This window comes from Salinilacustrithrix flava, from assembly GCF_041228405.1.
Classification (GTDB): domain Bacteria; phylum Actinomycetota; class Acidimicrobiia; order Acidimicrobiales; family Salinilacustritrichaceae; genus Salinilacustrithrix; species Salinilacustrithrix flava.
The window spans coordinates 3,046,484-3,067,697 of record NZ_CP133888.1 but is presented as its reverse complement, the minus strand read 5'-3'; the positions used below and the strand labels follow the sequence as shown (position 1 = coordinate 3,067,697).

The window sequence follows — 21,214 nt, the reverse complement described above, 5'->3', positions numbered from 1 at the left end:
CCGGCCGCGCTCGCGCCAGGGCCCTTCGACCGTCGTTGCCCCGACGCCTGGTGTCCGATGACCCTGGGCACCGGCGTCGAGGGGGCCGTACGGTCGCGACACGACCCACGAGGAGGAGTCCGATCATGATCTTCGAAGAGACCGTTGTGCTCGAGGTGCCGTTCGACGAGGCGCTCGCCCGGACCAAGGAGGCCTTCGCCGCAGAGGGCTTCGGCACCCTCACCGAGATCGACGTGCAGGCGACCCTGGCCGACAAGATCGGCAAGGAGATGGATCCCTACGTGATCGTCGGTGCCTGCAACCCCGGCCTCGCCGGGCAGGCCTTGGACGCCGAACCCCAGATCGGCGTGCTCCTCCCCTGCAACGTGGTCGTGCGCCAGACCGGCGGGAACGTCGTCATCGAGGCCATGGACCCCGGCCTGATGGCCACGATCGTGGGCACCGACTCGATCCGACCCGTCGCCGACGAGGCCCGCCGCCTCGTCAGCAACGCCATGGAGCGGCTCGCGTCCTCCCAGTGACCTGACGGGGCGCGCCCGCTCGGTTCAGCTCGCTTCCCGGTCTGCCGGCGCGGGCGTGAGCACCGTGACCGGGCGGGCGGTGTGGCGACGCAGGCGCCCGGGGAGGTCCACGCTGAGCCAGCGCGAGGACGACGGCGGAAGCGTCGACAGCAGGATCTCGTCGACGTCGTGCGCACCGAGGGCATGGCACACGGCGGCGTAGGGGTCCGCGTCGCCCACCTCGCCGGCCGCATCGACGCCGGCGGCCCGGAGCCGCTCGATCGTGGCTGCGAGCCGGTGCCGGGCCAACCCCGCGCCCGGGTCCTCGCCGCCGCCCTCGTCGTGGCCGTGCTGGGTCGCCGGCACGACGACCAGCACCCGCGCACCGTCTGCGGCACGGCTCGTGACCTCGTCGAGGACGGCGTCACGGTCGAGGGTCTGGTTGCCGACGAGCAGGATCGTGCGCAGGGCGGCGTCCTCCGTCGGCCCCGCTCGGTACCGGAACCGCTCGAACACGCGCGGGTCAGCGGCGTGATCGAACTCGAAGTGGTGCCGGAGCTCGCTCGTGTTGGCGAAGCGCAGCTCGCAGCGCGGGCACTGGTGGATGTCCATGTCGGTCCCCCTTCGGCCTGCCGCCCAGGGTACGACGGCGGCTCGGGGTGCGGAAGGGGCACGCGCCGGAGAACGAAGAACGCCCAGGTCGTGGGACCTGGGCGTACCGAGTGGGCCGTGAGGGATTCGAACCCCCGACCCCCTGCGCGTCATGCAGGTGCTCTAGCCAACTGAGCTAACGGCCCTCGGGAGCGGGCACTGTAGCAGCGCGCCCGGGCGGCGCCACATCGTCGATCGGCCCCTTCGACGCCACTGTGGTAGACCGCCGAGCCGTGCCGGCAGCCATCGACGATCTGGATCGACGACTCCTGCAGTGCCTGGCGGAGCACCCTCGGGCCGGCGTCATGGAGCTGGCCCGGCAGCTCGAGGTCGCTCGCGGCACCGTGCAGGCCCGGATGGAGAAGCTGCAGCAGCGCGGCGTGGTCACCGGCTACGGGCCCGACATCGACCTGCGCTCCATCGGCTACGACGTGATCGCCTTCGTGACCCTGGAGATCTCCCAGGGCGCCCTCGAGACCGTGGTCTCCCACCTGGCCACGCTGCCCGAGGTGCTGGAGGTCCACACCACCACCGGGCCGGGCGACCTGCTCTGCCGGGTGGTCGCCCCCACCAACGCCGACCTGCAGCCGCTGATCGGTCGGATGCTGTCCACGGGTGGCATCGAGCGGACCACCACCCAGATCGCCCTCACCGAGCAGATCCCTTACCGGGTGCTGCCGCTCGTCGCCGACCCCGGCGACGGTGACGCCTGACCCGCGAGTGGAGGACCCACCTCGGCCACCCCTACCGTGGCGGAGATGGTCACCGTCGCAGCGATGCGGATCCTCGCCCACCAGGGCGGCTGGGACGAGATCCTGTTCGTGCTCGCGCCGCTGCTGATCTTCGGCGGGCTGCTCGCCCTGGCCCGCAAGCGGGTCGACCAGATGGAGCCCGACGACCCCGGCGCCGGCACGAGCGACCCGGCCGAGGACCGCGAGGGCTCCGGCCCCAGCTGAGCGCGCTTTCAGGTTCCTCACAGCCCCGTCCGTAGGTTCCGCCGCCATGCGGACACAACAGGGGCTGCGGTGAGCGTGCTCGAGGCGATCGGCGACTGGCTGCAGTCGCTGGCCTCCGGTCCGAACGGCGGGCCTCCCATGCCCGGCACCGGCCCCGGCGCCCCTCCAAGCCTCGGTCCGAGCACCGGTGGACCGGGTGGGCCCGGCGGGCCGGGTGGGCCGCCGCCGGACGGGCCGCCACCCGATGGCCCTCCACCGGACGGGCCACCCCCCGACGGACCGCCTCCGGACGGACCCCCTCCGGACGGCCCACCCCCCGACGGCGATGACGGCGACGAGGGCGAGCGCGGGAAGAAGAAGCCGACGCTCAAGGACCTGCTCGACAGCGGCAAGGACGCCATCGAGGAGCTCATCGACATCGCCAGGGAGTCCCACGACACCCTGAGCGGGGACAACCCCACCGAGGACGAGCAGATCATCCGAGACGCGTTCGACGATCGGGTCGACGACAAGGCCACGAAGAAGCACAAGAAGAAGGGTGCCCTCGACTACCTCCTCGAGCTCGGCGTGAAGTCGACCGAGACCGCGGTCGACGGGGCCAAGACCATCGACAAGTACAACACCGACAAGCAGGAGACCCTCGACGACATCCTCGGCTCGCGAGACCGCGACCCCGGGCAGGGCGACAGCGACTCGGGCGACGGCGACGGGGGTGATGAGTGATGCGCGCCCTCGGACGGCTGCTCGGGCGGCTCCCCTGGCCGTGGATCGCCCGGCTGTCGATGCTCGTGTCGATCGGGATCCTCGCGTGGGGCCTGCCCCAGCTCGTCGATGGCGACTGGTCCCGGTTCCTCACGTCGACCGGGCACCACGCCTGGATCGTCGGCTGGCTGTTCGTGGTGTCCCACCTGGCCCGGTCCCGCACGCTCTTCAACGTGGCCGGCGCCTGGTTGGGCGGGTGGTTCACCGCGATCTGGCTCTCGCTCACCCTCGGCGGGCAGACCGGGGACTGGCTCGGCGAGCAGGACTTCTGGCAGCTCACCGTCGCCGTCCCGATCATCGAGGAGCTCATGAAGCTGGTGCCGCTGGCCGTGGTGCTGGTGCTCTTCCGCCGCCGGCGGGGCGCCGGCACGCCGGGCGCCGTGGACCTCGCCATCCTCGGCGTGGCCGCCGGTTCCGGGTACGGGATGCACGAGGACGCGCTCTGGGCCCGGGTGTCGAGCAGCGGCTTCGACACCCCGCTCAGCTGGGTGTTCCCCACCATGCACACCGAGGTCGGCACCGTGGCCGGCCATGCCGTGTGGACCGGCCTCGTCGGCCTCGCGCTCGGGTTCTGGGCCACCCACAAGGATCGGCGGATCACGGCGCTCGTGCCGCTGGCCGCCGTTGCGCTCGTGACGTTCGACCACGGCACCTGGAACGACCTCGGCACCCGCGAGGCGTGGCGGGGCGCACTCCTCGACGGGTGGCTGGTGCCCGGGCTGCTGGCCGCCGGCCTCGTCGTGGCGCTGGTGGTGGAGACCCGCCGGGTCCAGCGGCGCACCGAGGGAACGGCTGCTCGCTTCGCCCGGGACATCCCGGCCATCGCGGCCGGCGGTGCCACCCCTGCCCGCAAGGTGCAGCGCTGGCACCGGGCCCACGTGCTGCTGCGGCTCATGGCCCTGCGGGCCCACTCCCTGCCCTCCCTCGAACGGGCTGCCGCCCGGCCCGCCGCCACGGAGGTCACCTCGTGAAGCACTTCCTCCTCTCCCTGGTCCTCGGCGTCGGCGGGCTGCTCGCCCTCAGCGCCTGCCAGCCCGACCCGGACTGCCTGAACCCCGGCGGCCCCGGTGGGCCGACGTACTGGGCCGGCGGCGTCGCTGCGCCCGGCCAGGCGCTCGACTGCCCCCCGCCGCCCCCCTGCCCCGGTTGCGGCGAGGGCCACGGCGAACCGCACCAGAGCACCTTCGACGAGCGCCACTACTCGCTGCAGACGGCAGCCGAGCTCGTGGCCAGCCGCAGTGACGACGGTCGATTCGAGGTGCAGTGGCGCCAGGAGCCCATCGGTGAGCACGTGTCGGGCATCACCGCCGTGGCCGTGCGGATCACCGAGGACCGCATCACCGTCGTGGGCGACGGCGAGGTGCTGCGCATCGACGGCGAGCTCGTCGAGCTGGACCTCGGTGAGGCCTTCCGCACCACCGGGGACACCTACGTCCACCGCCTCGAGGACCAGATCGTGATCCAGGGACCCGAGGGCGAGGGCGCCGTCCACCTGAACCTCCACCCGACGATGATGGGCGTCCTCGTCGACCCGCCCGAGGAGGACCGGGGTTCCCTCGAAGGACTGCTCGGCGACGCCGACGGCGACAGCACGAACGACCTCGTGCTCGCCGACGGGAGCCTCCTCATCGAAGAGACCTGGGAGGACCTCCACCCCGGCCTGGCCGAGGCGTGGCGCGTCACCGACGACACGACCCTGTTCGACTACGCCGACGGCCTCGGTCCCGACGACTACTGGGATCCGACCTTCCCCGCCCGGCAGATCCGGATCGAGGACTTCTCCGACGAGGAGCGGGCGGCCGCCGAGGCGGCGTGCCGGGCGGCCGGCGTGAGCGGGAGCCCCCGCCTGGAGCGCTGCACCTTCGACGTGCTCGTCCTCGACGACCCGGCCGCGGCCGAGCTCGCCGCCCGCCAGCAGGAGGCGGCCGGCCTACAGCTCGAGCCCCAGGCCGGTGGTGGCACCGCCGAACCCGAGGACGATGAGCCGGCCGAGCTGGCCGAGATCCTCGTGTCGTGGAGCAGCCTGGTGCCCGACACCGGCGACCCGACCAGCAGCACGCTGGTCGGCGACGTGGTCGTCGTCCAGGCACGCAGCGTCGAGCGATCTCGCTCGCTGCTCATCGGCCTCTCCATCGAGGACGGGGAGGAGCTCTGGCGGGTCGAGGGGATCGCGCCGCCCGTCCGGGTCGGGGTCGACGGCGACGTCGTGCTGGCCGTGGCCGAGGCGAACGGACCGCTGGCCGGGCCCGACGGCAACCCGGCGCTGGTGGCCGTCGACGCCACCAGCGGAACCGTGCTCGACGGCCGCCGGCACGATCCGGACCGGGCCGCCGGCGAGCCCAGCCTCAGCAACGGGACCGAGCTCCTCGCCCTGGGCGACCACGTGGTCCTGGTCGCGAGGGGCCGGCTCCTCGGCTACGACCTGACCGACCTGTCCCACCGCTGGGAGACCGAGCTCGAGTCGGGCAACTCGTTCGACCTCGTGCCCGTGGACGATGGGGCCTGGGTGGGCTGGCGCGAGGGCGAGACCACCCGGATCGCCCGTCTCGACCCGACCGACGGCTCGGTGACCGAGGTGGCCGTGCTCGACGGGCAGGTCCCCGGCCGCCGAGGCGTCGTGAGCACCCCCGGCGGCGGGCTCGTGGTGAGCCTCTCCGGCGAGGGCGAGCGGATCGTGGCGCTCGGCCCCGACGGGGACGAGGCCTGGGAGGTCGTACTCGACGAGGGCCAGCGGGCCCCCCGCTGGTTCACCGTGGCCGGCGAGGCACTGGTCGGCTTCACCGGCGGCCAGGAGGTCAGCGCCTTCGACCTGGGCGACGGCTCCGTCCGCTGGACGGCCCGGCCGACCAGCTTCACCAACAACGACGGCCAGGTCATCGGCCTGGACGGCGGCACCGTGGTGCTGGCCAGCTTCGGCGGGGCGTTCCTCGAGGCCTTCGACTCCGAAGGCGACGCGGCCTGGGAGGTCCCCTCCGAGGCGATCTTCGACGAGGGCAGTGCCCCGTCGGTGTCGGTCCTCGGCCCGCTCACCGACGACGACGTGATCGGGATCTCCCGGGCCGAGGACGGCCTGCTCGTGGTGGCGGTCCCCACCTCCGGACCCCGGGACCGCTGACCTGCGGCCGGCGGGCTGTCCGGACGTCAGCGACCCTGGACGGCGCCGGCCTCCGGGCGGCCGGCGCGGCTGAGGGCGGCCTCGAGGGTCAGCGCCGCGATCGCCGCCGAGCCGACCACGAGGCCCAGCGCCACCCGCAGCGAGGTCGCACCGGCGATGACCCCGACCAGCGGCGGGGACACGAGGAAGCCGAAGCGCGCACCGGTCGACATGACGCCCAGCCCGAGCCCGGCCGGGATGCCCTCGCGGTCGGCCGCGGACAGGTAGAGGGCCGGGAACAGCACGGACACCCCCAACCCGATGGTGGCGAACCCGGCGATGGCCACGGCGATGCTCGGCGACAGGACCACCACGGCGAGACCGACGCCGACGAGGCCGAGCGCGACCCGCAGCACGCGCTCGGGGCCGAGCCGGTCGGTGGCGGCATCCCCGGTGAAGCGCCCCGTGACCATGCCGGCCGACATGGCCAGGTACCCGAGCCCGGCGACGCCGGGTCCGGCGTCGTGGACGTCGGCGCCGAACACGGCCGCCCACTCCCCCGGCGCCCCCTCGACGATGGCCATGGCGAGCGCGACGGCGGCGAGCAGGACCAGGACCGGCGCTCGCCGGGTGCCGTCGGGCTGGGGCGCCGGTGGGTCGTCCCGGGCCGACAGGTGCCGGGATGCGTACGCGATCGTCGAGACCAGCACCGCGGAGGTGGCGAGGAGCTGCCACCCGAGGGACACCTCGGCAGCGGCCGCGGCAGAGGCCACGGCCGCGCCGGTGAGCGCACCGACGCTCCAGGCACCGTGGAAGCGCTGCATCACCGACGCCGACGACTCCCGCTGGACCTGCGCGGCCTGGACGTTCATGCCGATGTCGGTCAGCACGTCCACGGCTCCGAGGGCGACGAGGATGCCGGCGAGGGCGACCGGCGTGGAGGCGACGGCGATGAGCGGCAACCCCAGCGACAGCAGGACGCCGGCGGCGACGCAGCTGCGCCGGCTGCCCAGCCGATCGACCAGCGCGCCGCCGGCCGCGCTCGCGAGCAACCCGCCGAGGCCCGTTCCGAGCAGGACGGCGCCGAGCACGCCGAGGCCGATGTCGAGGCGGTCCCGCACCTCGGGGATGCGGGGCAGCCAGGACGCGAAGGTGACGCCGTTGACGAAGAAGACGGCCGTGACCGCCCACCGCTGCCCGCGGCGGTGGGACGGGACCGGCCCGGACCTCGGCGGTCGGTTCAGATCGTGCGGCCGGGCCGTCCCGGCCCCTCGGCGTCGTCGCCGTGCATGTCGGCGTTCGGACGTGCGTCGGCCATGAGGCGGGCGACCACGTCGGTCATCGCCTCGGGGTCGTCGACGTTGTCGGTGGTGGGGCCCCGGTGCCAGGACTCGGCGATGGCGATCTCCTGGCCGTGGACCTGGAAGACCCGGCCGGTGACGTTCTTCGACAGCGGCGACGCGAGCCACGTGCAGATCGGCGCGATCCAGCGCGGCGACTGGGCCTCGCGGTCGGCCTCGGACGGCGGCTCGGCCCGCAGGCCCTCGGTGAGGCGCGTGAGGGCGCCGGGCGAGATCGCGTTGACGGTGATGCCGTAGCGGGCGAGCTCGAGGGCAGCGATGATCGTGAACCCGGCGATGCCCATCTTGGCGGCGCCGTAGTTGGTCTGGCCGATGTTGCCGTAGATGCCCGACACCGAGGTGGTGTTGATGATGCGGGCGTCCACCTCCTCGCCGGCCTTGGCCTGGTTCCGCCAGTGCTCGGCGGCGTGGCGGGCCGGGGCGAAGGTGCCCTTCAGGTGGACGCGCACGACCGCGTCCCACTCGGTCTCGCTCATGTTCACGAGCATCCGGTCGCGCAGGATGCCGGCGTTGTTGACCAGCACGTCGAGGCGACCGAAGGCGTCGACGGCCTGGTCGATCATCCGCTTGGCGCCGTCCCAGTCGGCGACGTCGTCGGCGTTGGCGACGGCCCGACCGCCCATGGCCTCGATCTCGGCCACCACCTGCTCGGCCGGCGTCGCGTCACTGCCGCTGCCGTCGGGCGCACCGCCCACGTCGTTGACCACCACGGCCGCACCGTGCTCGGCCAGCATCAGCGCGTGCTCCCGGCCGATGCCTCGGCCGGCGCCGGTCACGATCGCGACCCGTCCCTCGCAGAGCCCCATCACAGATTCCCCTCATCTCGTCGTCCAGCAGTCGTGGCGGCAAGGTAGTGGCACCGCCCCGGCATCCGAGGCAACGGCGCGAAGTGCTCAACCCAGCGGGGGAAGCAGCCGATGGTCCTGCCCAGAGGGAGACCCTGGGAGGGAACCGTGCTCGAGAACCGCAACAACCCCGGCCGTGCCCGCATCGTGGCGGCGCTCGTCGCCGCCGCCGTCGGCGCAGCCACGTTCGCCACCGGACCTGGCAGCGCCGGCGCTGCGCCGCCGGAACCGCCCGGCGCCCCGGCCCCGGTGCTCGAGGAGCGCATGCACGGCGAGGCGGCCATCCGGGCGCTCGGCGAGCGGCTCCCCGACGTCGCGCGAGCGAACGGCATCAGCCCCGACGAGCTGCGTCGTCACCTCCGGGCCGACGACGAGCTCTGGCTCGACGAGACCGGCGCCCTGCTCTTCATCGACCAGGGCATCGCCGATCACGCCGAGCCGGCGACGAGCGCCGTCACCGACCCGGCGTGGCTCGACCACCCGACGTCCGAGGCGCTCCGCCTCCACTCCCGCCCCGGCGCCGATCGGGTCATCCACCTCGACTTCGACGGCCACGACCCGGCCACGTCGGGCTGGGGCGACAAGACGCCGGCGCAGCCCTACGACACCGACCAGAATCCGTCCACCTTCTCCGAGGCGGAGCGACAGGTGATCATCGAGGTCTGGCAGCGGGTCGCCGAGGACTTCGCCCCGTTCGCCATCGACGTCACGACCGAGGACCCCGGCATCGACGCCATCCGGCGCACGACCTCGAGCGACCAGCAGTACGGCACCCGGGTGGTCGTCACCCCCACCGCCACCAACTGCAACGGCTGCGGTGGCGTCGCCTACGTGGGCACCTTCGATGCCTACGGCGGCTCGGACTCCACCGGCTGGTCCCACGACCGGTACCAGCCGGCCTGGGTCTACCTGAACGGGTACTCGGCGAAGTCGATCGCCGAAGCCGTCAGCCACGAGGCCGGCCACAACCTCGGCCTGCGCCACGACGGGACCTCCACCGTCGGGTACTACGCCGGGCACGGCGACTGGGCGCCGATCATGGGAGTCGGGTACTACGCGCCGGTCAGCCAGTGGTCGCGCGGGGAGTACGCCGACGCGAACAACAGCGAGGACGACCTCACCGTCATCGCGACCAACGGCGGCACGCCGGCCACCGACGATCACGGCGACACCCTCGCCGACGCCACCCGGCTGGCGCCCCAGGTCGATGTCGCCGGCCACATCGGGAGCCGCACCGACGTCGACGCGTTCTCCTTCACCACCGACGGTGGGGTGCTCGCGCTGACGGCGTCGCCGGTCTCGCTCGGCGCCAACCTCGACCTCGCGCTCCGGCTCGTCGACGACACCGGCACCGTCGTGGCCGACGTCGACCCTCCGGGCCTGGGCGCGCAGCTCGACGCCACGGTCCCCGCCGGCACCTACGCCGTGATCGTCGACGGCGTCGGCGCCGGCGACCCCGCAACGAGCGGCTACAGCGACTACGCCTCCCTCGGCCGCTACCGGCTCACCGGACTCCTCCCCACCGGCCTGCCCGAGGAACCGGAGCCGGATGTGGCCGTCCCGACCGAGCCGGTCCTGACCGCCACCCAGGCGGACGGAACGGTCACCCTCGGCTGGGGAGCGGACGCCTCGGTCAAGGCCTTCGAGGTGTACCGGGAGAGCCGGCACAAGAACGGCTCCTACCGGGGACGCACGCTGCTCGGGACCGTCGGCGGCTCCGGTTCGACCTGGTCCGACTCGCCGGGCTCCGGCACCTTCCGGTACCAGGTGGTCGCCACGAACAGCTCGGGTTCGGCCGAGTCGAACCTGGTCGTGGTCACCGTGACCTCGACCGGCACCGATGAGCCGACCGACGGCGGGGGCACGAAGGGCGGCGGCAACGGCGGTGGCGGCGGCAAGGGCCGCACGATGAAGGCCCGCTGAGCGCGACGGTGGCCGCCGGCGATGCCGGCGGCCACGTCACGGAGCGCTCTGGATGTCAGGCCGCGTAGCGGCAGGTCCAGGGCGCCCAGCCCTGCTTGTCGTGGAGGTGCTTGGCGTACACGGTGTTCCAGAAGGCGTCGTAGACCATGTGCCACGGCTGGCCGGTGACCTGCTCGAAGCTGGCCCGGTGGTACCGGGAGTTGATCTGGAACAGGCCGTGGTCGTTGGTGGGGCTGACCGCCAGCGGGTTCATGGTCGACTCGCAGTGGGCGACCCGCTGCGCTTCGGGAGCGCGATCGCCGAACACGGCGGCGATCTGCTGCTGCGGCGTGCAGGCCGCGCCGGCGAGCAGCGCGATGGCGAACACGGCCAGCAGCGGCAGGCGACGCGCGCGGCGGCGCAGGGTGGGAGACGTGGTCACGGAGACCCTCCTGGGGGGAGATGGAGACGGGGACGCTGCGCCACATGACGGTCCCGTTTCGAGATCCGTCCCGGCGCGGCGCGCCTTTCCAGGCGTTGCTTGGGAAGACACCTTTCTATCGGCATCTCGCAACAGAACCGCAACATTGCGCCTGTGACCTTGGTCGCCCCGTCCGCGTTGCGCGCCCCGACCCGATCGGCCGCGTCGAGATCAGATCGTCATGAACGGTTCGGTCTGCCCGCCGCGGAGCGTGGGGTACGGACGCCCGCATGGAGATCATGGGACGCTTCCGCAACCGCACCGAGACCGTCGAGCGCGCGACGTCGGACGATGCGCACTTCGTGCTGATCGAGACCGACGACCACGAGCAGATCGTGCTCGCCGGCTCGAGCGGCGACGAGATGCAGGCCAAGCTCGACGACTTCCTCACCTGGGCCTCCTGAGCGCGCTGCGGACCCGATGAGCATCGAGGTCCGCCAGGTCGACATCACGACCCTGGCGGTCGACGCCATCGTGAACGCGGCGGACGAATCCCCTGCTCGGCGGGGGCGGCGTCGACGGCACCATCCACCGAGCAGCCGGTCCCGGCCTGCTGGCCGATCCGGCCGAGGTCATCCTCTGTGCCTTCAGCGCCGACGCCGGCACAGTGCTGCTCCACGCCCTCGACGGCTGAGCAGTTGGAGGGTTGATCACACGTTTCGCTGGCCAGGGGGTATGCCGGCGTTGGCGTGAGGGCGCTTACGCCCGAACGGCGGGTTGCCTACACATGCCGTGGGCTGGCTTGTCCGAGTCCAGGGTGGGCGGGTCGAGCGGAGCATCGGTTGCGCCGAGGAACTGGGGCACTGGCGGGTTGGCGGCAGCTCGTTCCGGGCGCCGCCCGGGTGGTTCCTTGGTTCCCGTGCGGAGCGTCGGCGCTGGGCGCGGTCGGCGTGTTGGCTGGATGGCGTGCCCGTCGTCGTGCCGTCCGAGCGGCGGAAACCCCTTTCCGTTCGGCAAGCGGTTCGTTGCGGTTTTTGGGGTTAGCGGGTATGGTGCCCGTATGGGAAGCACGACTGCCGCGCCCCCGACGCCTGAGCGCCTGACGACGGGCGTCGCGGCGCGGCTTCTCGGGTGTTCCCGCCAGCACGTCGCCGACCTGTGCGAGAAGGGCCTGCTGCCGTTCACGACGGTCGGGACGCACCGCCGCGTCCTCCGCTCCGACGTCGAGTCGCTGCGAGCCAGGACCGACCAGCCGACCAGGGACCAGAGGCGCAGCCTCTACCTGGCGTTCGCCGTCGCGGGCAAGGTCGCCGCCGACCCCTCTCGCGCTGCCGAAGTCGGCCGCCGCAACATCGCCAAGATGCGCCCCGTTGCCCGCGGCGGCGCGCACGCCCTCCTCGATGAGTGGCAGCGCCTCCTCGACGGCCCTGTCGGCGAGCTTCTCGTGCGGCTTGTGGACCCGTCGCCGCACGGCAGGGACATGCGCCAGATGACGCCGTTCGCCGGGCTGCTGTCCGAGGACGAGCGACTGCGGGCGCTCGCTGCGTGGCGGGCGTCCGACAGCGGCGCGTCCGCGGAGTGAACCGCGAACAGCTCGCGCACGTCGTCCGCGCCGCGGCGACGATCACGGGCGACGGCAACATCATCGTGATCGGCAGCCAGAGCGTGCTCGGCTCGTATGACGACGAGGACCTGCCCGAGGAGGCGACCCGTTCCGTCGAGACCGACCTCGTGTTCCCCTACGACCCGTCCGGGTCGTAGGAATCCCAGGTCGAGGGCGCTATCGGCGAGATGTCCCAGTACCACGAGACGTTCGGCTACTACGCGCAGGCGAACAAGATCGACGTGGCCAAGCTCGCCGCCAACCGCGAGAAGGACGTGGAGTTCACGACCGCGCTCGTCCGCGCCGGCCTCGTCGACGTCGACGTGCTGTTGGAGCGTGCCCGGTCGCTGGAGCGGCCGCAGGCCGACGTCGACGAGGTAGTCACCCGGATCAGGCGGTGCGCCGCCGACGCGTCGCGCCCGCCGCTCGCCGAGGGCGAGAGCGACCCGCACGTCAAGGCTGCCATCGCCCTCCGCAAGCGGGCCCGGCGGGCGGGCGGCGACGGCGGCGACGTGTGCGGCTCGACGCGTACGGTCAGCGGCGAGCCGTGCCGGAACCCGCCGGGCTGCACGATCCCAGGCCACTAGCCATTGACAGGTGAAGGTCCCCGGCGCCTCTAGGTCCGCACGCTGCGGCTTTCCATATCCGCAATCTCAGCGGCTCCTGATGGCCCAGTGGGGTGGGGTGGTGTCGAGGCGCGTGTGTTTGTCGGGGCCGGAATCGAAGCGGCGGTTGCCTCTGGTGGTGGGCGGGGGTTTGCGGTACTGGCGGATGCGCGGACTGGTCGAGCTCTAGATGTTCGGCTGCGGCGGTGGCGGTGAGGTCGGGGTCGGGGTGGACCCAGGGGGCGGTGCCGACGTAGCGGCCTAGCCGTTCTCGTGCTGCGGCCTGGTCCTGGTCTTCGGGCACACGTAGCACGCCGGCGTAGAGCAGCCCCCCGGGGCTGCTTCTCCGCGTCCGCGCACGACCCGACCGCGCCCCCAGCACCACCACGACGCGCTCACGGCACCGGTTTCGCGCCGATCCAACAGCACCACGCCGTGCCGCCGGCGAAGGGAGGGCCAGAGCTCGGCTACCGGGAAATCATGTGAACCCGAACGGCCGAAACTCGTGACCATCCCTTGGAGGCAGCGGCGGGAATCGAACCCGCGTACAGGGATTTGCAGTCCCTTGCCTAAGCCACTCGGCCACGCTGCCAGGGGTGGAGTACCCTAGCGGAACCCCTGCGGGGGCCCGCATCGCACGGACCCGGGCGCGTCGGGGCCCGGACCGGACCCGCCGATAGCGTCACGGGGATGGCTCGACCGCCGGCTCCGCCGAGCCCGCCCCCGCACTACCGCCCGCCGGGCACGCCGCGCCCGCTCCCCGGCGCGCTCCTCCCCGCCCCCGAGCACCGCCCCGCCCCCTCGGGCGTGAGCCCCGTGGCCGCCACGGCCGTCGCCGTCCTCACCTTGCTCGTCGGCCTCATGGCCGGGTTCTTCCTCGGTCGGGCCTACGACGACGACGCGTCCATCTCCTCGTCCAGCACCGGCACCATCGCGCCGTCGCCGACGGCGCCGCCCGCCACCCCACCGGGCGACACGATCCCCCAGCAGCCCCCGGGCGCGCCGCCGTCGACCGACCTCGAACCGGGCGGCCTCGGGCAGTTCGACGATCCGATCCCGGTCGGCCAGGCCTACGTGCTCGGCCTCTACGAGATCGAGGTCCTCGGGGTCACCCGGGACGCGACCGATGCCCTCGCCGAGTTCGCGCCGGCCAACCCCCCGCCGCCGTCGGGCGAGCAGCACGTGCTGGTCGAGCTGGCCGTCCGGTTCACCGACCCGAACGGCCTCGGCAGCCCGGGGGCGATCCCGTTCTTCGTCTCCGATGGCGACGGCGAGTGGGCGAGCTTCGAGTCCCGCTGCGGCCTCGTGCCCGGCGACCTCCGGGACACCGGCTTCATCGAGGTGGGCGACGAGGCCATCGGTCAGGTGTGCTTCACCGTCCCGAGCGGCGCCGTCGATGACCTGGCCCTCGGCACCGAGAGCTTCGCCGGGCCGCTCTGGTTCGCCCTGCCCTAGGTTCGGCTCAGTGGAGGTCGTCGAGCGCGGCGAGCACCTCCTCCTGGCGAGCGGCGGTGGCCCGCACCATCTCGGGGTGCGTGAAGATCCAGAACCGGTCGGCCTGGACCGCGGCGAAGACGCCGTCGGCCACCGAGGAAGGCGGCAGGCCGCTCTCGATCACCTGGCGGATCATGTCGCGCAGGTCCTCGGGGCGGCCCGGCCGCTCGACCGTCAGCTCGGCCGGCCGGTTGCGCTCGGACTCGTGGATGCGGGTCGACACCCAGCCCGGGCACAGCACGGAGATGCCCACCGAGGATCCGGCCAGCTCGGCCCGCATGGACTCCGACAGCGCGACGACACCGAACTTCGACACCGCGTACGGGGCCATGCCGGCGGTGGCGAAGAAGCCGGCCATCGACGCGGTGTTGACCACGTGCGCCGGCCCGCCCGAGTCGAGCATGCGGGGCAGGAAGCTGGTGACGCCGTGGATCACGCCCCACAGGTTCACCCCGAGCACCCACTCCCAGTCCTTGCGGGACAGCTCGGCGACCGTGCCACCTCCCCCGACGCCGGCGTTGTTGCACAGCAGCTCCACGCTGCCGAATCGCTCGTAGGCCCCGACGGCGAGGTCCTCGACCGCGTCGGGGTCGGAGACGTCGCAGCGCACCGTCAGCACGCCGCCGTCCGGTGCGCCGTCCAGCGAGCGCGCGGCCTCGTCGAGGCCGGCCTCGTCGACGTCGGCCAGCACGACGTTCATGCCGTCGGCGGCGGCCCGCTGGGCCAGCGCGAGGCCGATCCCGCTGGCGGCGCCGGTGATGACTGCGGTGGTTCCTGGAGCTGTCTGCATTGCTCTCCGATCAGGTGGGAAGTGCCAAGATTGGCCGATGCAGATCGCGGTCGTCTACGCCAGCAGAACCGGGAACACGCGCCGCGCCGCCGAGCTCGTCGGCACCGCCATCGCCGAGCGGGGCCACAGCGTCTCGGTCGCCTCCGTGGACGACCTCGACTACAAGGTGCTCGCCGACGCCGATCTGGTGGTGCTCGGCACCTGGGTGGCGGGTCACTTCGTGATCGGCCAGAAGCCCGGTGACGCTCGCCGCCTGGCCAAGGTGCCCAAGCTCACCGGCAAGCCGGTGGCCATCTTCCTCACCTACGCCATCAACCCCGGCTCGGCGCTCGGCAAGCTGGAGAAGGCGCTGACCCGCGAGGGCGCAGACGTCATCGGCGGCTACGCATGGAAGCGCTCCAGCCTGCCGGCGGGCGTGGAGGACTTCGTCGACGGCGTGCTCGGCGCTGTGAAGCCCGCCTCCGCGTGAGCACGCCAGCCTGGTTCGACCGGGCCCTGGCGCACACACCCGAGACCTGTCGCGTCCCGGTCGACGGCGTCGACATCAGCTACCTGGCCTGGGGCCGGGTCGGCGCTCCGGGTCTGGTGTTCGTGCACGGTGGCGCCGCGCACGCGCACTGGTGGAGCTTCCTGGTGCCGCTGCTGGCCGACTCGTACCGCATCGCGGCCATGGACCTGTCGGGGCACGGCGACAGCGACCGCCGCACCGAGTACCCCATGTCGGGCTGGACCGCCGAGGTGATGGCCGTCGCCGACGACCTGGGCGCAGCCGGTGCGCCGGTGGTGGTCGGCCACTCGATGGGCGGCTTCGTGGCCATCGCCACGGGCGCCACGTTCGGGCAGGACCTGGCCGGCATCGTCATCCTCGACTCCCCGGTGAGCGCACCGGACCCGGAGACCGACGCCGCGCGCGGCGGCAAGGTGTTCGGCCCGCTGCGCACCTACCCGGACCTCGAGACCGCCCTCGGGCGGTTCCGCACGGTGCCGGAGCAGGAGCACTACCTGCCCTACGTCATCGACCACGTCGCCCGGCACTCCCTGCGCGAGGTCGACGGCGGGTGGTCCTGGAAGTACGACCCGGACATCTTCGTGCCGACGCGAGCCGAGTCGAGGGAGCTGCTGGCCCGCGTGGGCTGTCGGGTCGCGCTGTTCCGTGCCGAGCACGGGCTGGTCACGCCCGAGATCGGCCAGTACATGTACGACCAGCTGGGGCGGGTGGCGCCGGTGGTCGAGATCCCCGAGGCCGGCCACCACCTGATGCTGGATCAGCCCCTCCTGCTGCTGACGGCGCTGCGGACCCTGCTCGCCGACTGGGAGCACTCCTCGCCCCGGACGCGCTGAGCTACTTCAACCGGCGGCGGCAGCGCACGAACATGCGCTGACCGGGCTCCTTCGTGATCTCCATGCTGTCGACGAAGGCCTCGGCGATCATCAGGCCTCGCCCACCCGGTCGGAGGGGGTCGGCCAGATCCCACCGGGGCACCTCGGACACGGTCGGGTCGGTGTGGTTGACCAGGTCGAGGAAGAGGTCGGACCCGTCGCACCACGCCCGACCGAGGACCTCGTCGGTCTCCTTCGGCGATGCGTCGACGGCGTTGGCCCCCAGCTCGCTGAAGACGATCTCGAGCTCGCCGACGACCTCCGACCCCGTGCGGCGACCCAGCCAGGCCGTGAACGACCGCCGAGCCCGCACCAGCGCATCCGGGCGGGCCGGGAACGACGTCACGAAGGCGTCGTCGGCGCTGTCGCGCACGTGGCTGGTGGTCATCGGGGCATCCGTTCGATCGGGGGGCCCGCCCCGAGGTCTGGGTACGTCCGACTCGTACCCCTCATCCCCGATGTGCAGTACAAGCGGCACAGCCACGCCACAACCGCACCGGAAAACGAAGCGGTGCCCAGGCAGAGCCTGGGCACCGTCCTGAGCGGGCGACCGGGATCGAACCGGCGACCTCAACCTTGGCAAGGTTGCGCTCTAGCCAGCTGAGCTACGCCCGCAGGGAGCGGTCACCATAGCAAGGCGACCGGCCCGGGTGGAATCGACGATCAGCTCCCGCGCTCGTCCTCGGGCCGCAGGTCGACCGTGAGGGTGAGGATCCCGTCCGCCAGGTGGCCCTGCGCGTCGGCGATGATCGCGTAGTCCATGAAGTCGGTCTTGGCCTGCTCGATGAAGCGCGTGCGCTCCTCCCCCGCCACGGGCGGCAGGTTGCGCTTCTTCACCGCAGCCGCCCGCTCCTTGAAGCGGGCCAGCATCGCATCGACGTCCAGGTCATCGGCCATGGGCACGAACCTATCGACGGGTCACCCCTGGCGGAACACGGTGGTGTCGTCGGGCCCGTCGTCCACCGGCGCCGGCCGGGTGCGGACCCAGTAGCGCCACGTCCACAGGCCGATCAGCAGGGCGACCACGACGAGACCGGCCACGATGAGCCAGATCTGAGCCTCCTCGTCGAGCGCGCCGTCGTCGTCGTCGGCGGCAGCCTCGACCACCGTGGTCGAGGTGGTGCTGGTCGACTGTGCGCCCTCGCTTCCGTCCCCGCTGACCAGCAGGTCCCGTGCGGTGCTCGTCGTCTCCGCCGGCTCGTCCTCGGCGACGGTGCGTGCATCCTCGGCCACGTCCTCGTCGGTGACGACGTCGTCGTCCTCGTCGGCCACGGTGGTCGCCGGCCGGCTGGTGGTGGCGGTTCCCCTGGTCGTGGTCGTGGTCGGGTCCGGCTCGGGGTCCGGTTCGGCTGCGGTGGTCGTGGTCTCGACCGGCTCGGCCTCGGTCGTCGTCGTGGCCGGCACCGTGGTGCTGGTCGTCGGCAGGATCTGCGCCCCGGCGCCGGACGCCGCCGGGCCGGCGAGCACCACGAGCGCGACCACGACGAGCGAGCGCGCGCGCCGCAGGACGACGTGCCGCCGGGGGTGGGGCTCCGCTGCGGGCATCGTCGGACGAAGGTACTGCAGGCGCTCACCGGCACCCCAGGCGGCGGTCACCGCTGGTGACGGGGGCACCGGTAGGTGGTGCGACCCCCGACGGTGGCGCGCTCGAGGGGGGTGCCGTCCCTCGGACAGGACGCTCCCGGGACCCTTGCCGCCTGCAGGTCGCCGGTGTGGCTCCCGCCCCGCCGCGTCAGCTCCGCCACGGTCGTGCGGATGGCCTCGGCCAGCACCGGCACCTCCGCAGGCGCGACCTCGTCGCACGTGCGAGCCGGGTCGATGCCGGCTCGCCACAGCGTCTCGTCCACCAGCAGGTTGCCGAGGCCGGCGAGGTGGGCCTGGTCGAGCAGGCGGGCCTTGACCGCGGTGCGCGACCCGGCCAGGACCGTGGCCAGCTCGTCCGCGGTGACGGTGCTCGCCTCCGGGCCGAGCCAGCTCGTGTCCGGGTCGAGCTGCAGCCCGCCGAGCCGTCGCGGATCGCGGATGCGCAGGTCGGTGCCGTCCGTGAACGTCAGCACGTACCGATCCCACGCCGGGTCGTCGCCCTGGCCTCCGTGGAGCAGGCCGTCGATGGAGGCGCCCCCGTCGACGAGCAGGCGACCGGTCATGCCGAAGCGCAGCCCGAGGACCGGTCCGTCGGTGGGCAGCAGGAGCAGCTTGCCGATCCGCTCCGCCGCCTCGATGCGACGACCGACCAGCTGGGCGCGCACGTGGTCGGGGTCGGCGCCGCGGAGGCCGAGGGGATCGAGCGCCGGCGCGTCGGCGATGGTCCGGCCGACCACGGCCTCGGCCTGGCGGCGGTAGGTCTCGACCTCGATCAGCTCGGGCACGGGCGGTGGGACCCGGGGGTCAGAGCGCGGCGACCAGATCGGCGAGCACGTCGTCGGCGTGCTCGAGCCCCACCGAGATCCGCAGCATGCCCTCGGGGATGCCCATGGCGATCCGCTCGTCCGGCGACAGCGACGCGGCCGACATCGATGCCGGGTGGGTCACGAGCGTCTCGGGCCCGCCCAGGGAGACGGCCGGGATCGCCAGCTCGATCTGCTCGACGAACGCCCGGCCGGCCTCGTAGCCACCCGCCAGGTCGACCACGACGATGGAGCCACCGCTGCGCATCTGGCGCATCGCCAGCTCGTGCTGGGGGTGGGATGCCAGGCCCGGGTAGCGGACCCGCTCGACCGCTGGGTGGGCCTCGAGCCGCTCGGCCAGGACCTGCGCGGTCTCGCACGCCTGGCGCTGGCGCACGTGGAGCGTCCGCAGGCCCCGGAGCCCGAGGAACGCATCGAAGGGCGAAGCGACGGCGCCGTGCACGACGTGGTGGCCCCACAGCACGTCGATCAGCTCCCGCTCGCCGGTCACCACGCCGAGGAGGGCGTCGTTGTGGCCGGCGATGGCCTTCGTGGCCGAGTGGAAGACCAGGTGGACGCCGTGGTCGTGGGGGTTCTGCACCGCCGGCGTGGCCATGGTGGAGTCCACGACGGTGAAGGGGCCCATGAGCCCGCCGACGGCCTCGAGGTCGACGATGCCCATCGCCGGGTTCGCGGGCGTCTCGCACCACACCAGCTGGGTCGGCTTCTCCGCCACCGCGGCGCACAGCGCATCGGCGTCGAAGGCATCGACCAGGGCCACCTCGATGCCGAAGCGCTCGCACGTGCGGGTGAGCAGCTGGTTGGTCACCGAGAACATGGACGCCTGGGCGACGATGCGGTCGCCCGGCGAGCACAGGGCGAACACGATCGTGGACGCCGCGCCCATCCCCGATCCGAAGGCGATGCCGGCCTCGGCCCCCTCGACCTGTGCGACCGCGTCCGCGAAGGCCTGGACGGTGGGCGTCCCGTTGCGGGCGTAGAACTCGGTGGCCAGCGGCGTCACGGCCATGCGGGCGCTGACGTCGAGGTCCCGGAGCTCGTAGGCGGTGGAGGGCCAGATCGGGCTGGCGACCGAGCCCTGGTTGGGGCCGCGGCCGGCGCGGATGGCTCGGGTCTCGCGGCGGGCCTGCTCGTCGCTCACGGGGTGCTCCTGTGCGAGGTGGCGGTCGGGTCGTCGAGGTGGGGTCCCAGCACGTCGCGCATCGCCTCGTGCTCGATGAGGAACGCGTCGTGGCCGTGGGGGCTCTCGAGGCGGTGGTAGTGGGCCGGGAGGCCGGCCGCCCGGGCCAGGGCGGCGATCTCGGCGGCCTGGTGGGCCGGGTAGAGGATGTCGCTGCTGATGCCGACGGTGACGACCGGGCAGCGGACCCGCGCCATGGCGGCGTCGATGCCGCCTCGCCCCCGACCGATGTCGTGCAGGTCCATGGCCTTGGTCAGCACCAGGTAGCTGTTCGCGTCGAAGCGCCGGGCGAGCTTGTCTCCGTGGTGCTCCAGGTAGCGCTCGACCTGGAAGCGCTGCCACAGGTGGAACCCGTCGAGGGGCTCGACCAGCTCCCGCCCGAAGCGGTCGGTGAACACGTCGTCGGAGCGGAAGGTGATCTGGGAGACCATGCGGGCCAGGGCGAGGCCCTCGTGGGGCCCGTCGCCCGGCGCGGCGTCGTAGAAGTCACCGCTGCGCCAGGCCGGGTCCATGCGGATGATCCGCCGGCCGGTGGACCACCAGCCGATCTGCTGGGCCGATGCCGCCGCGGTGGAGGCCACGACGATCAGGGAGCCGACCCGCTCGGGGTGCATGATCGCCCACTCGAGGGCCTGCATCCCGCCCATGGAGCCGCCGACGACGGCGTGCCACCGGCCGATGCCCAGCTCGTCGGCGACGATCCGCTGCGTCCGGACCATGTCGCGCACCGACACGACGGGGAAGCGGGCGCCGTAGGGCCGGCCGTCGTCGGGGTGCGGTGATGCCGGTCCCGTCGACCCCTGGCAGCCGCCGAGGACGTTGACGCACACGACGAAGAAGCGGTCGAGGTCGATGCCCGACCCGTGCCGGACCATGCCGTCCCACCAGCCGGGCGAGAGGTGGCCGGGGCCGGCCGCGCCGGCGACGTGGCTGTCGCCGGTGAGGGCGTGGCAGACGAGGACGGCGTTGCCGCCGTCGGCGTCGAGGGTCCCGAAGGTCTCGTAGGCGACCACCGCGTCGTGCAGCTGCCCGCCCCCCTCCAGGGCGAAGGGGCGACCCGGGGTGATGGGCACGAACCGGCGGTTGCCGACCTCGTCACCCTCCTGCCACGCGCCCGAGGCCGGGAGCGTGCTCGGATGCGCCCGCCGGCCGAGGTCGGCGAGCGGCCGGTCGGGGTCGACCACACCGGAGAGCGGGCCGCCTCGGGCGCCGTTCGGGGACGAGGGGGTGCGCTCGTCACGCAGGTCGCCGTCGGTCGTCAT

Annotated in this window: 25 protein-coding genes, 3 tRNA genes and 1 pseudogene; 15 read left to right on the top strand and 14 right to left on the bottom strand. The window is 73.0% G+C overall.

The window, feature by feature from the left end:
- Positions 1 to 125: 125 nt before the first annotated feature.
- Positions 126 to 521, top strand: a complete 396-nt coding sequence (locus RGQ06_RS15140) for a DUF302 domain-containing protein (protein ID WP_432430462.1) — start codon at positions 126 to 128, stop codon at positions 519 to 521.
- Positions 522 to 545: 24 nt separating this feature from the next.
- On the opposite strand, the gene RGQ06_RS15135 is transcribed toward RGQ06_RS15140, so the two are convergent.
- Positions 546 to 1,112 carry a hypothetical protein gene (locus RGQ06_RS15135; protein ID WP_432430463.1) on the bottom strand — a complete coding sequence of 189 codons (567 nt, stop codon included), beginning with the start codon at positions 1,110 to 1,112 and terminating at the stop codon, positions 546 to 548.
- A gap of 111 nt (positions 1,113 to 1,223) precedes the next feature.
- A tRNA-Val gene (locus tag RGQ06_RS15130) sits at positions 1,224 to 1,297 on the bottom strand.
- A gap of 87 nt (positions 1,298 to 1,384) precedes the next feature.
- Between RGQ06_RS15130 and RGQ06_RS15125 the strand changes: the two genes are divergently transcribed.
- From RGQ06_RS15125 to RGQ06_RS15105, 5 genes are all read left to right on the top strand, one after another.
- Positions 1,385 to 1,864 carry an Lrp/AsnC family transcriptional regulator gene (locus RGQ06_RS15125; protein ID WP_432430464.1) on the top strand — a complete coding sequence of 160 codons (480 nt, stop codon included), beginning with the start codon at positions 1,385 to 1,387 and terminating at the stop codon, positions 1,862 to 1,864.
- Positions 1,865 to 1,909: 45 nt separating this feature from the next.
- On the top strand, positions 1,910 to 2,107 hold the full coding sequence (locus RGQ06_RS15120) for a hypothetical protein (RefSeq protein ID WP_432430465.1): 198 nt from the start codon (positions 1,910 to 1,912) through the stop codon (positions 2,105 to 2,107).
- A gap of 69 nt (positions 2,108 to 2,176) precedes the next feature.
- Positions 2,177 to 2,830 (top strand): hypothetical protein, encoded by a 654-nt coding sequence (locus RGQ06_RS15115; protein ID WP_432430466.1) that lies wholly within the window; start codon positions 2,177 to 2,179, stop codon positions 2,828 to 2,830.
- Positions 2,830 to 3,840: a PrsW family glutamic-type intramembrane protease gene (locus RGQ06_RS15110; protein ID WP_432430467.1), complete on the top strand. Its 1,011-nt coding sequence runs from the start codon at positions 2,830 to 2,832 to the stop codon at positions 3,838 to 3,840. The genes RGQ06_RS15115 and RGQ06_RS15110 overlap by 1 nt, the downstream gene beginning before the upstream one ends.
- Positions 3,837 to 5,984, top strand: a complete 2,148-nt coding sequence (locus RGQ06_RS15105) for a PQQ-binding-like beta-propeller repeat protein (RefSeq protein ID WP_432430468.1) — start codon at positions 3,837 to 3,839, stop codon at positions 5,982 to 5,984. Before RGQ06_RS15110 ends, RGQ06_RS15105 begins: the two co-directional genes overlap by 4 nt.
- Before the next feature lie 26 nt (positions 5,985 to 6,010).
- Here the strand turns inward: RGQ06_RS15105 and RGQ06_RS15100 are convergent, their stop codons facing one another.
- Positions 6,011 to 7,207 (bottom strand): MFS transporter, encoded by a 1,197-nt coding sequence (locus tag RGQ06_RS15100; protein ID WP_432430508.1) that lies wholly within the window; start codon positions 7,205 to 7,207, stop codon positions 6,011 to 6,013.
- Positions 7,204 to 8,133, bottom strand: coding sequence for an SDR family oxidoreductase (locus RGQ06_RS15095; protein ID WP_432430469.1), 930 nt, complete (start codon positions 8,131 to 8,133; stop codon positions 7,204 to 7,206). The genes RGQ06_RS15100 and RGQ06_RS15095 overlap by 4 nt, the downstream gene beginning before the upstream one ends.
- A 144-nt stretch (positions 8,134 to 8,277) precedes the next feature.
- Between RGQ06_RS15095 and RGQ06_RS15090 the strand changes: the two genes are divergently transcribed.
- Positions 8,278 to 10,092, top strand: coding sequence for a M12 family metallo-peptidase (locus tag RGQ06_RS15090; protein ID WP_432430470.1), 1,815 nt, complete (start codon positions 8,278 to 8,280; stop codon positions 10,090 to 10,092).
- Positions 10,093 to 10,147: 55 nt separating this feature from the next.
- Here the strand turns inward: RGQ06_RS15090 and RGQ06_RS15085 are convergent, their stop codons facing one another.
- On the bottom strand, positions 10,148 to 10,513 hold the full coding sequence (locus tag RGQ06_RS15085; RefSeq protein WP_432430471.1) for a transglycosylase SLT domain-containing protein: 366 nt from the start codon (positions 10,511 to 10,513) through the stop codon (positions 10,148 to 10,150).
- 269 nt (positions 10,514 to 10,782) lie between these two features.
- Here RGQ06_RS15085 and RGQ06_RS15080 point away from each other — a divergent pair, with 269 nt between their 5' ends.
- From RGQ06_RS15080 to RGQ06_RS15060, 5 genes and pseudogenes are all read left to right on the top strand, one after another.
- Positions 10,783 to 10,956 carry a hypothetical protein gene (locus RGQ06_RS15080; RefSeq protein ID WP_432430472.1) on the top strand — a complete coding sequence of 58 codons (174 nt, stop codon included), beginning with the start codon at positions 10,783 to 10,785 and terminating at the stop codon, positions 10,954 to 10,956.
- A gap of 16 nt (positions 10,957 to 10,972) precedes the next feature.
- Positions 10,973 to 11,114: pseudogene (locus RGQ06_RS15075) on the top strand (macro domain-containing protein); the annotation flags it as partial.
- 438 nt (positions 11,115 to 11,552) lie between these two features.
- Positions 11,553 to 12,074 (top strand): helix-turn-helix domain-containing protein, encoded by a 522-nt coding sequence (locus tag RGQ06_RS15070; RefSeq protein WP_432430473.1) that lies wholly within the window; start codon positions 11,553 to 11,555, stop codon positions 12,072 to 12,074.
- A complete protein-coding gene (locus RGQ06_RS15065) occupies positions 12,071 to 12,253 on the top strand; it encodes a hypothetical protein (protein WP_432430474.1) in 183 nt (60 codons plus the stop codon). The genes RGQ06_RS15070 and RGQ06_RS15065 overlap by 4 nt, the downstream gene beginning before the upstream one ends.
- Positions 12,254 to 12,283: 30 nt before the next feature.
- Complete coding sequence (locus RGQ06_RS15060; RefSeq protein ID WP_432430475.1) at positions 12,284 to 12,682, top strand: hypothetical protein; 399 nt, start codon at positions 12,284 to 12,286, stop codon at positions 12,680 to 12,682.
- Between the two features lie 535 nt (positions 12,683 to 13,217).
- On the opposite strand, the gene RGQ06_RS15055 is transcribed toward RGQ06_RS15060, so the two are convergent.
- A tRNA-Cys gene (locus RGQ06_RS15055) sits at positions 13,218 to 13,292 on the bottom strand.
- A gap of 98 nt (positions 13,293 to 13,390) precedes the next feature.
- Between RGQ06_RS15055 and RGQ06_RS15050 the strand changes: the two genes are divergently transcribed.
- Positions 13,391 to 14,155, top strand: coding sequence for a hypothetical protein (locus tag RGQ06_RS15050; protein ID WP_432430476.1), 765 nt, complete (start codon positions 13,391 to 13,393; stop codon positions 14,153 to 14,155).
- Positions 14,156 to 14,162: 7 nt separating this feature from the next.
- On the opposite strand, the gene RGQ06_RS15045 is transcribed toward RGQ06_RS15050, so the two are convergent.
- On the bottom strand, positions 14,163 to 14,984 hold the full coding sequence (locus RGQ06_RS15045; protein ID WP_432430477.1) for an SDR family NAD(P)-dependent oxidoreductase: 822 nt from the start codon (positions 14,982 to 14,984) through the stop codon (positions 14,163 to 14,165).
- Between the two features lie 37 nt (positions 14,985 to 15,021).
- Between RGQ06_RS15045 and RGQ06_RS15040 the strand changes: the two genes are divergently transcribed.
- Both RGQ06_RS15040 and RGQ06_RS15035 read left to right on the top strand, forming a co-directional pair.
- Positions 15,022 to 15,453: a flavodoxin family protein gene (locus RGQ06_RS15040; protein ID WP_432430478.1), complete on the top strand. Its 432-nt coding sequence runs from the start codon at positions 15,022 to 15,024 to the stop codon at positions 15,451 to 15,453.
- Positions 15,450 to 16,325 (top strand): alpha/beta fold hydrolase, encoded by an 876-nt coding sequence (locus RGQ06_RS15035; RefSeq protein WP_432430479.1) that lies wholly within the window; start codon positions 15,450 to 15,452, stop codon positions 16,323 to 16,325. The genes RGQ06_RS15040 and RGQ06_RS15035 overlap by 4 nt, the downstream gene beginning before the upstream one ends.
- Position 16,326: 1 nt before the next feature.
- Here the strand turns inward: RGQ06_RS15035 and RGQ06_RS15030 are convergent, their stop codons facing one another.
- From RGQ06_RS15030 to metX, 7 genes are all read right to left on the bottom strand, one after another.
- Positions 16,327 to 16,752, bottom strand: a complete 426-nt coding sequence (locus RGQ06_RS15030; protein WP_432430480.1) for an ATP-binding protein — start codon at positions 16,750 to 16,752, stop codon at positions 16,327 to 16,329.
- A 153-nt stretch (positions 16,753 to 16,905) separates the two neighbouring features.
- A tRNA-Gly gene (locus RGQ06_RS15025) sits at positions 16,906 to 16,979 on the bottom strand.
- A gap of 48 nt (positions 16,980 to 17,027) precedes the next feature.
- The gene (locus tag RGQ06_RS15020) at positions 17,028 to 17,261 is read right to left on the bottom strand and encodes a hypothetical protein (protein ID WP_432430481.1); all 234 of its coding nucleotides are present in this window, start codon (positions 17,259 to 17,261) and stop codon (positions 17,028 to 17,030) included.
- Between the two features lie 21 nt (positions 17,262 to 17,282).
- Positions 17,283 to 17,909, bottom strand: a complete 627-nt coding sequence (locus tag RGQ06_RS15015) for a hypothetical protein (protein WP_432430482.1) — start codon at positions 17,907 to 17,909, stop codon at positions 17,283 to 17,285.
- A 47-nt stretch (positions 17,910 to 17,956) separates the two neighbouring features.
- The gene (locus RGQ06_RS15010; RefSeq protein ID WP_432430483.1) at positions 17,957 to 18,733 is read right to left on the bottom strand and encodes an Fpg/Nei family DNA glycosylase; all 777 of its coding nucleotides are present in this window, start codon (positions 18,731 to 18,733) and stop codon (positions 17,957 to 17,959) included.
- A 19-nt stretch (positions 18,734 to 18,752) separates the two neighbouring features.
- Positions 18,753 to 19,913, bottom strand: coding sequence for a trans-sulfuration enzyme family protein (locus RGQ06_RS15005; protein ID WP_432430484.1), 1,161 nt, complete (start codon positions 19,911 to 19,913; stop codon positions 18,753 to 18,755).
- Positions 19,910 to 21,214: a homoserine O-acetyltransferase MetX gene (metX, locus tag RGQ06_RS15000; protein ID WP_432430485.1), complete on the bottom strand. Its 1,305-nt coding sequence runs from the start codon at positions 21,212 to 21,214 to the stop codon at positions 19,910 to 19,912. The genes RGQ06_RS15005 and metX overlap by 4 nt, the downstream gene beginning before the upstream one ends.

What these genes read in the sequence shown, in the direction of transcription:
- RGQ06_RS15070 (WP_432430473.1), top strand. Translation starts at nt 11,553, where the DNA reads ATGGGAAGCACGACTGCCGCGCCCCCGACGCCTGAGCGCCTGACGACG.
- RGQ06_RS15015 (WP_432430482.1), bottom strand. Translation starts at nt 17,909, where the DNA reads ATGCCCGCAGCGGAGCCCCACCCCCGGCGGCACGTCGTCCTGCGGCGC.
- RGQ06_RS15040 (WP_432430478.1), top strand. Translation starts at nt 15,022, where the DNA reads ATGCAGATCGCGGTCGTCTACGCCAGCAGAACCGGGAACACGCGCCGC.
- RGQ06_RS15140 (WP_432430462.1), top strand. Translation starts at nt 126, where the DNA reads ATGATCTTCGAAGAGACCGTTGTGCTCGAGGTGCCGTTCGACGAGGCG.
- RGQ06_RS15060 (WP_432430475.1), top strand. Translation starts at nt 12,284, where the DNA reads ATGTCCCAGTACCACGAGACGTTCGGCTACTACGCGCAGGCGAACAAG.
- RGQ06_RS15020 (WP_432430481.1), bottom strand. Translation starts at nt 17,261, where the DNA reads ATGGCCGATGACCTGGACGTCGATGCGATGCTGGCCCGCTTCAAGGAG.
- RGQ06_RS15050 (WP_432430476.1), top strand. Translation starts at nt 13,391, where the DNA reads ATGGCTCGACCGCCGGCTCCGCCGAGCCCGCCCCCGCACTACCGCCCG.
- RGQ06_RS15120 (WP_432430465.1), top strand. Translation starts at nt 1,910, where the DNA reads ATGGTCACCGTCGCAGCGATGCGGATCCTCGCCCACCAGGGCGGCTGG.
- metX (WP_432430485.1), bottom strand. Translation starts at nt 21,214, where the DNA reads ATGACGACCGACGGCGACCTGCGTGACGAGCGCACCCCCTCGTCCCCG.
- RGQ06_RS15045 (WP_432430477.1), bottom strand. Translation starts at nt 14,984, where the DNA reads ATGCAGACAGCTCCAGGAACCACCGCAGTCATCACCGGCGCCGCCAGC.
- RGQ06_RS15030 (WP_432430480.1), bottom strand. Translation starts at nt 16,752, where the DNA reads ATGACCACCAGCCACGTGCGCGACAGCGCCGACGACGCCTTCGTGACG.
- RGQ06_RS15135 (WP_432430463.1), bottom strand. Translation starts at nt 1,112, where the DNA reads ATGGACATCCACCAGTGCCCGCGCTGCGAGCTGCGCTTCGCCAACACG.
- RGQ06_RS15080 (WP_432430472.1), top strand. Translation starts at nt 10,783, where the DNA reads ATGGAGATCATGGGACGCTTCCGCAACCGCACCGAGACCGTCGAGCGC.
- RGQ06_RS15110 (WP_432430467.1), top strand. Translation starts at nt 2,830, where the DNA reads ATGCGCGCCCTCGGACGGCTGCTCGGGCGGCTCCCCTGGCCGTGGATC.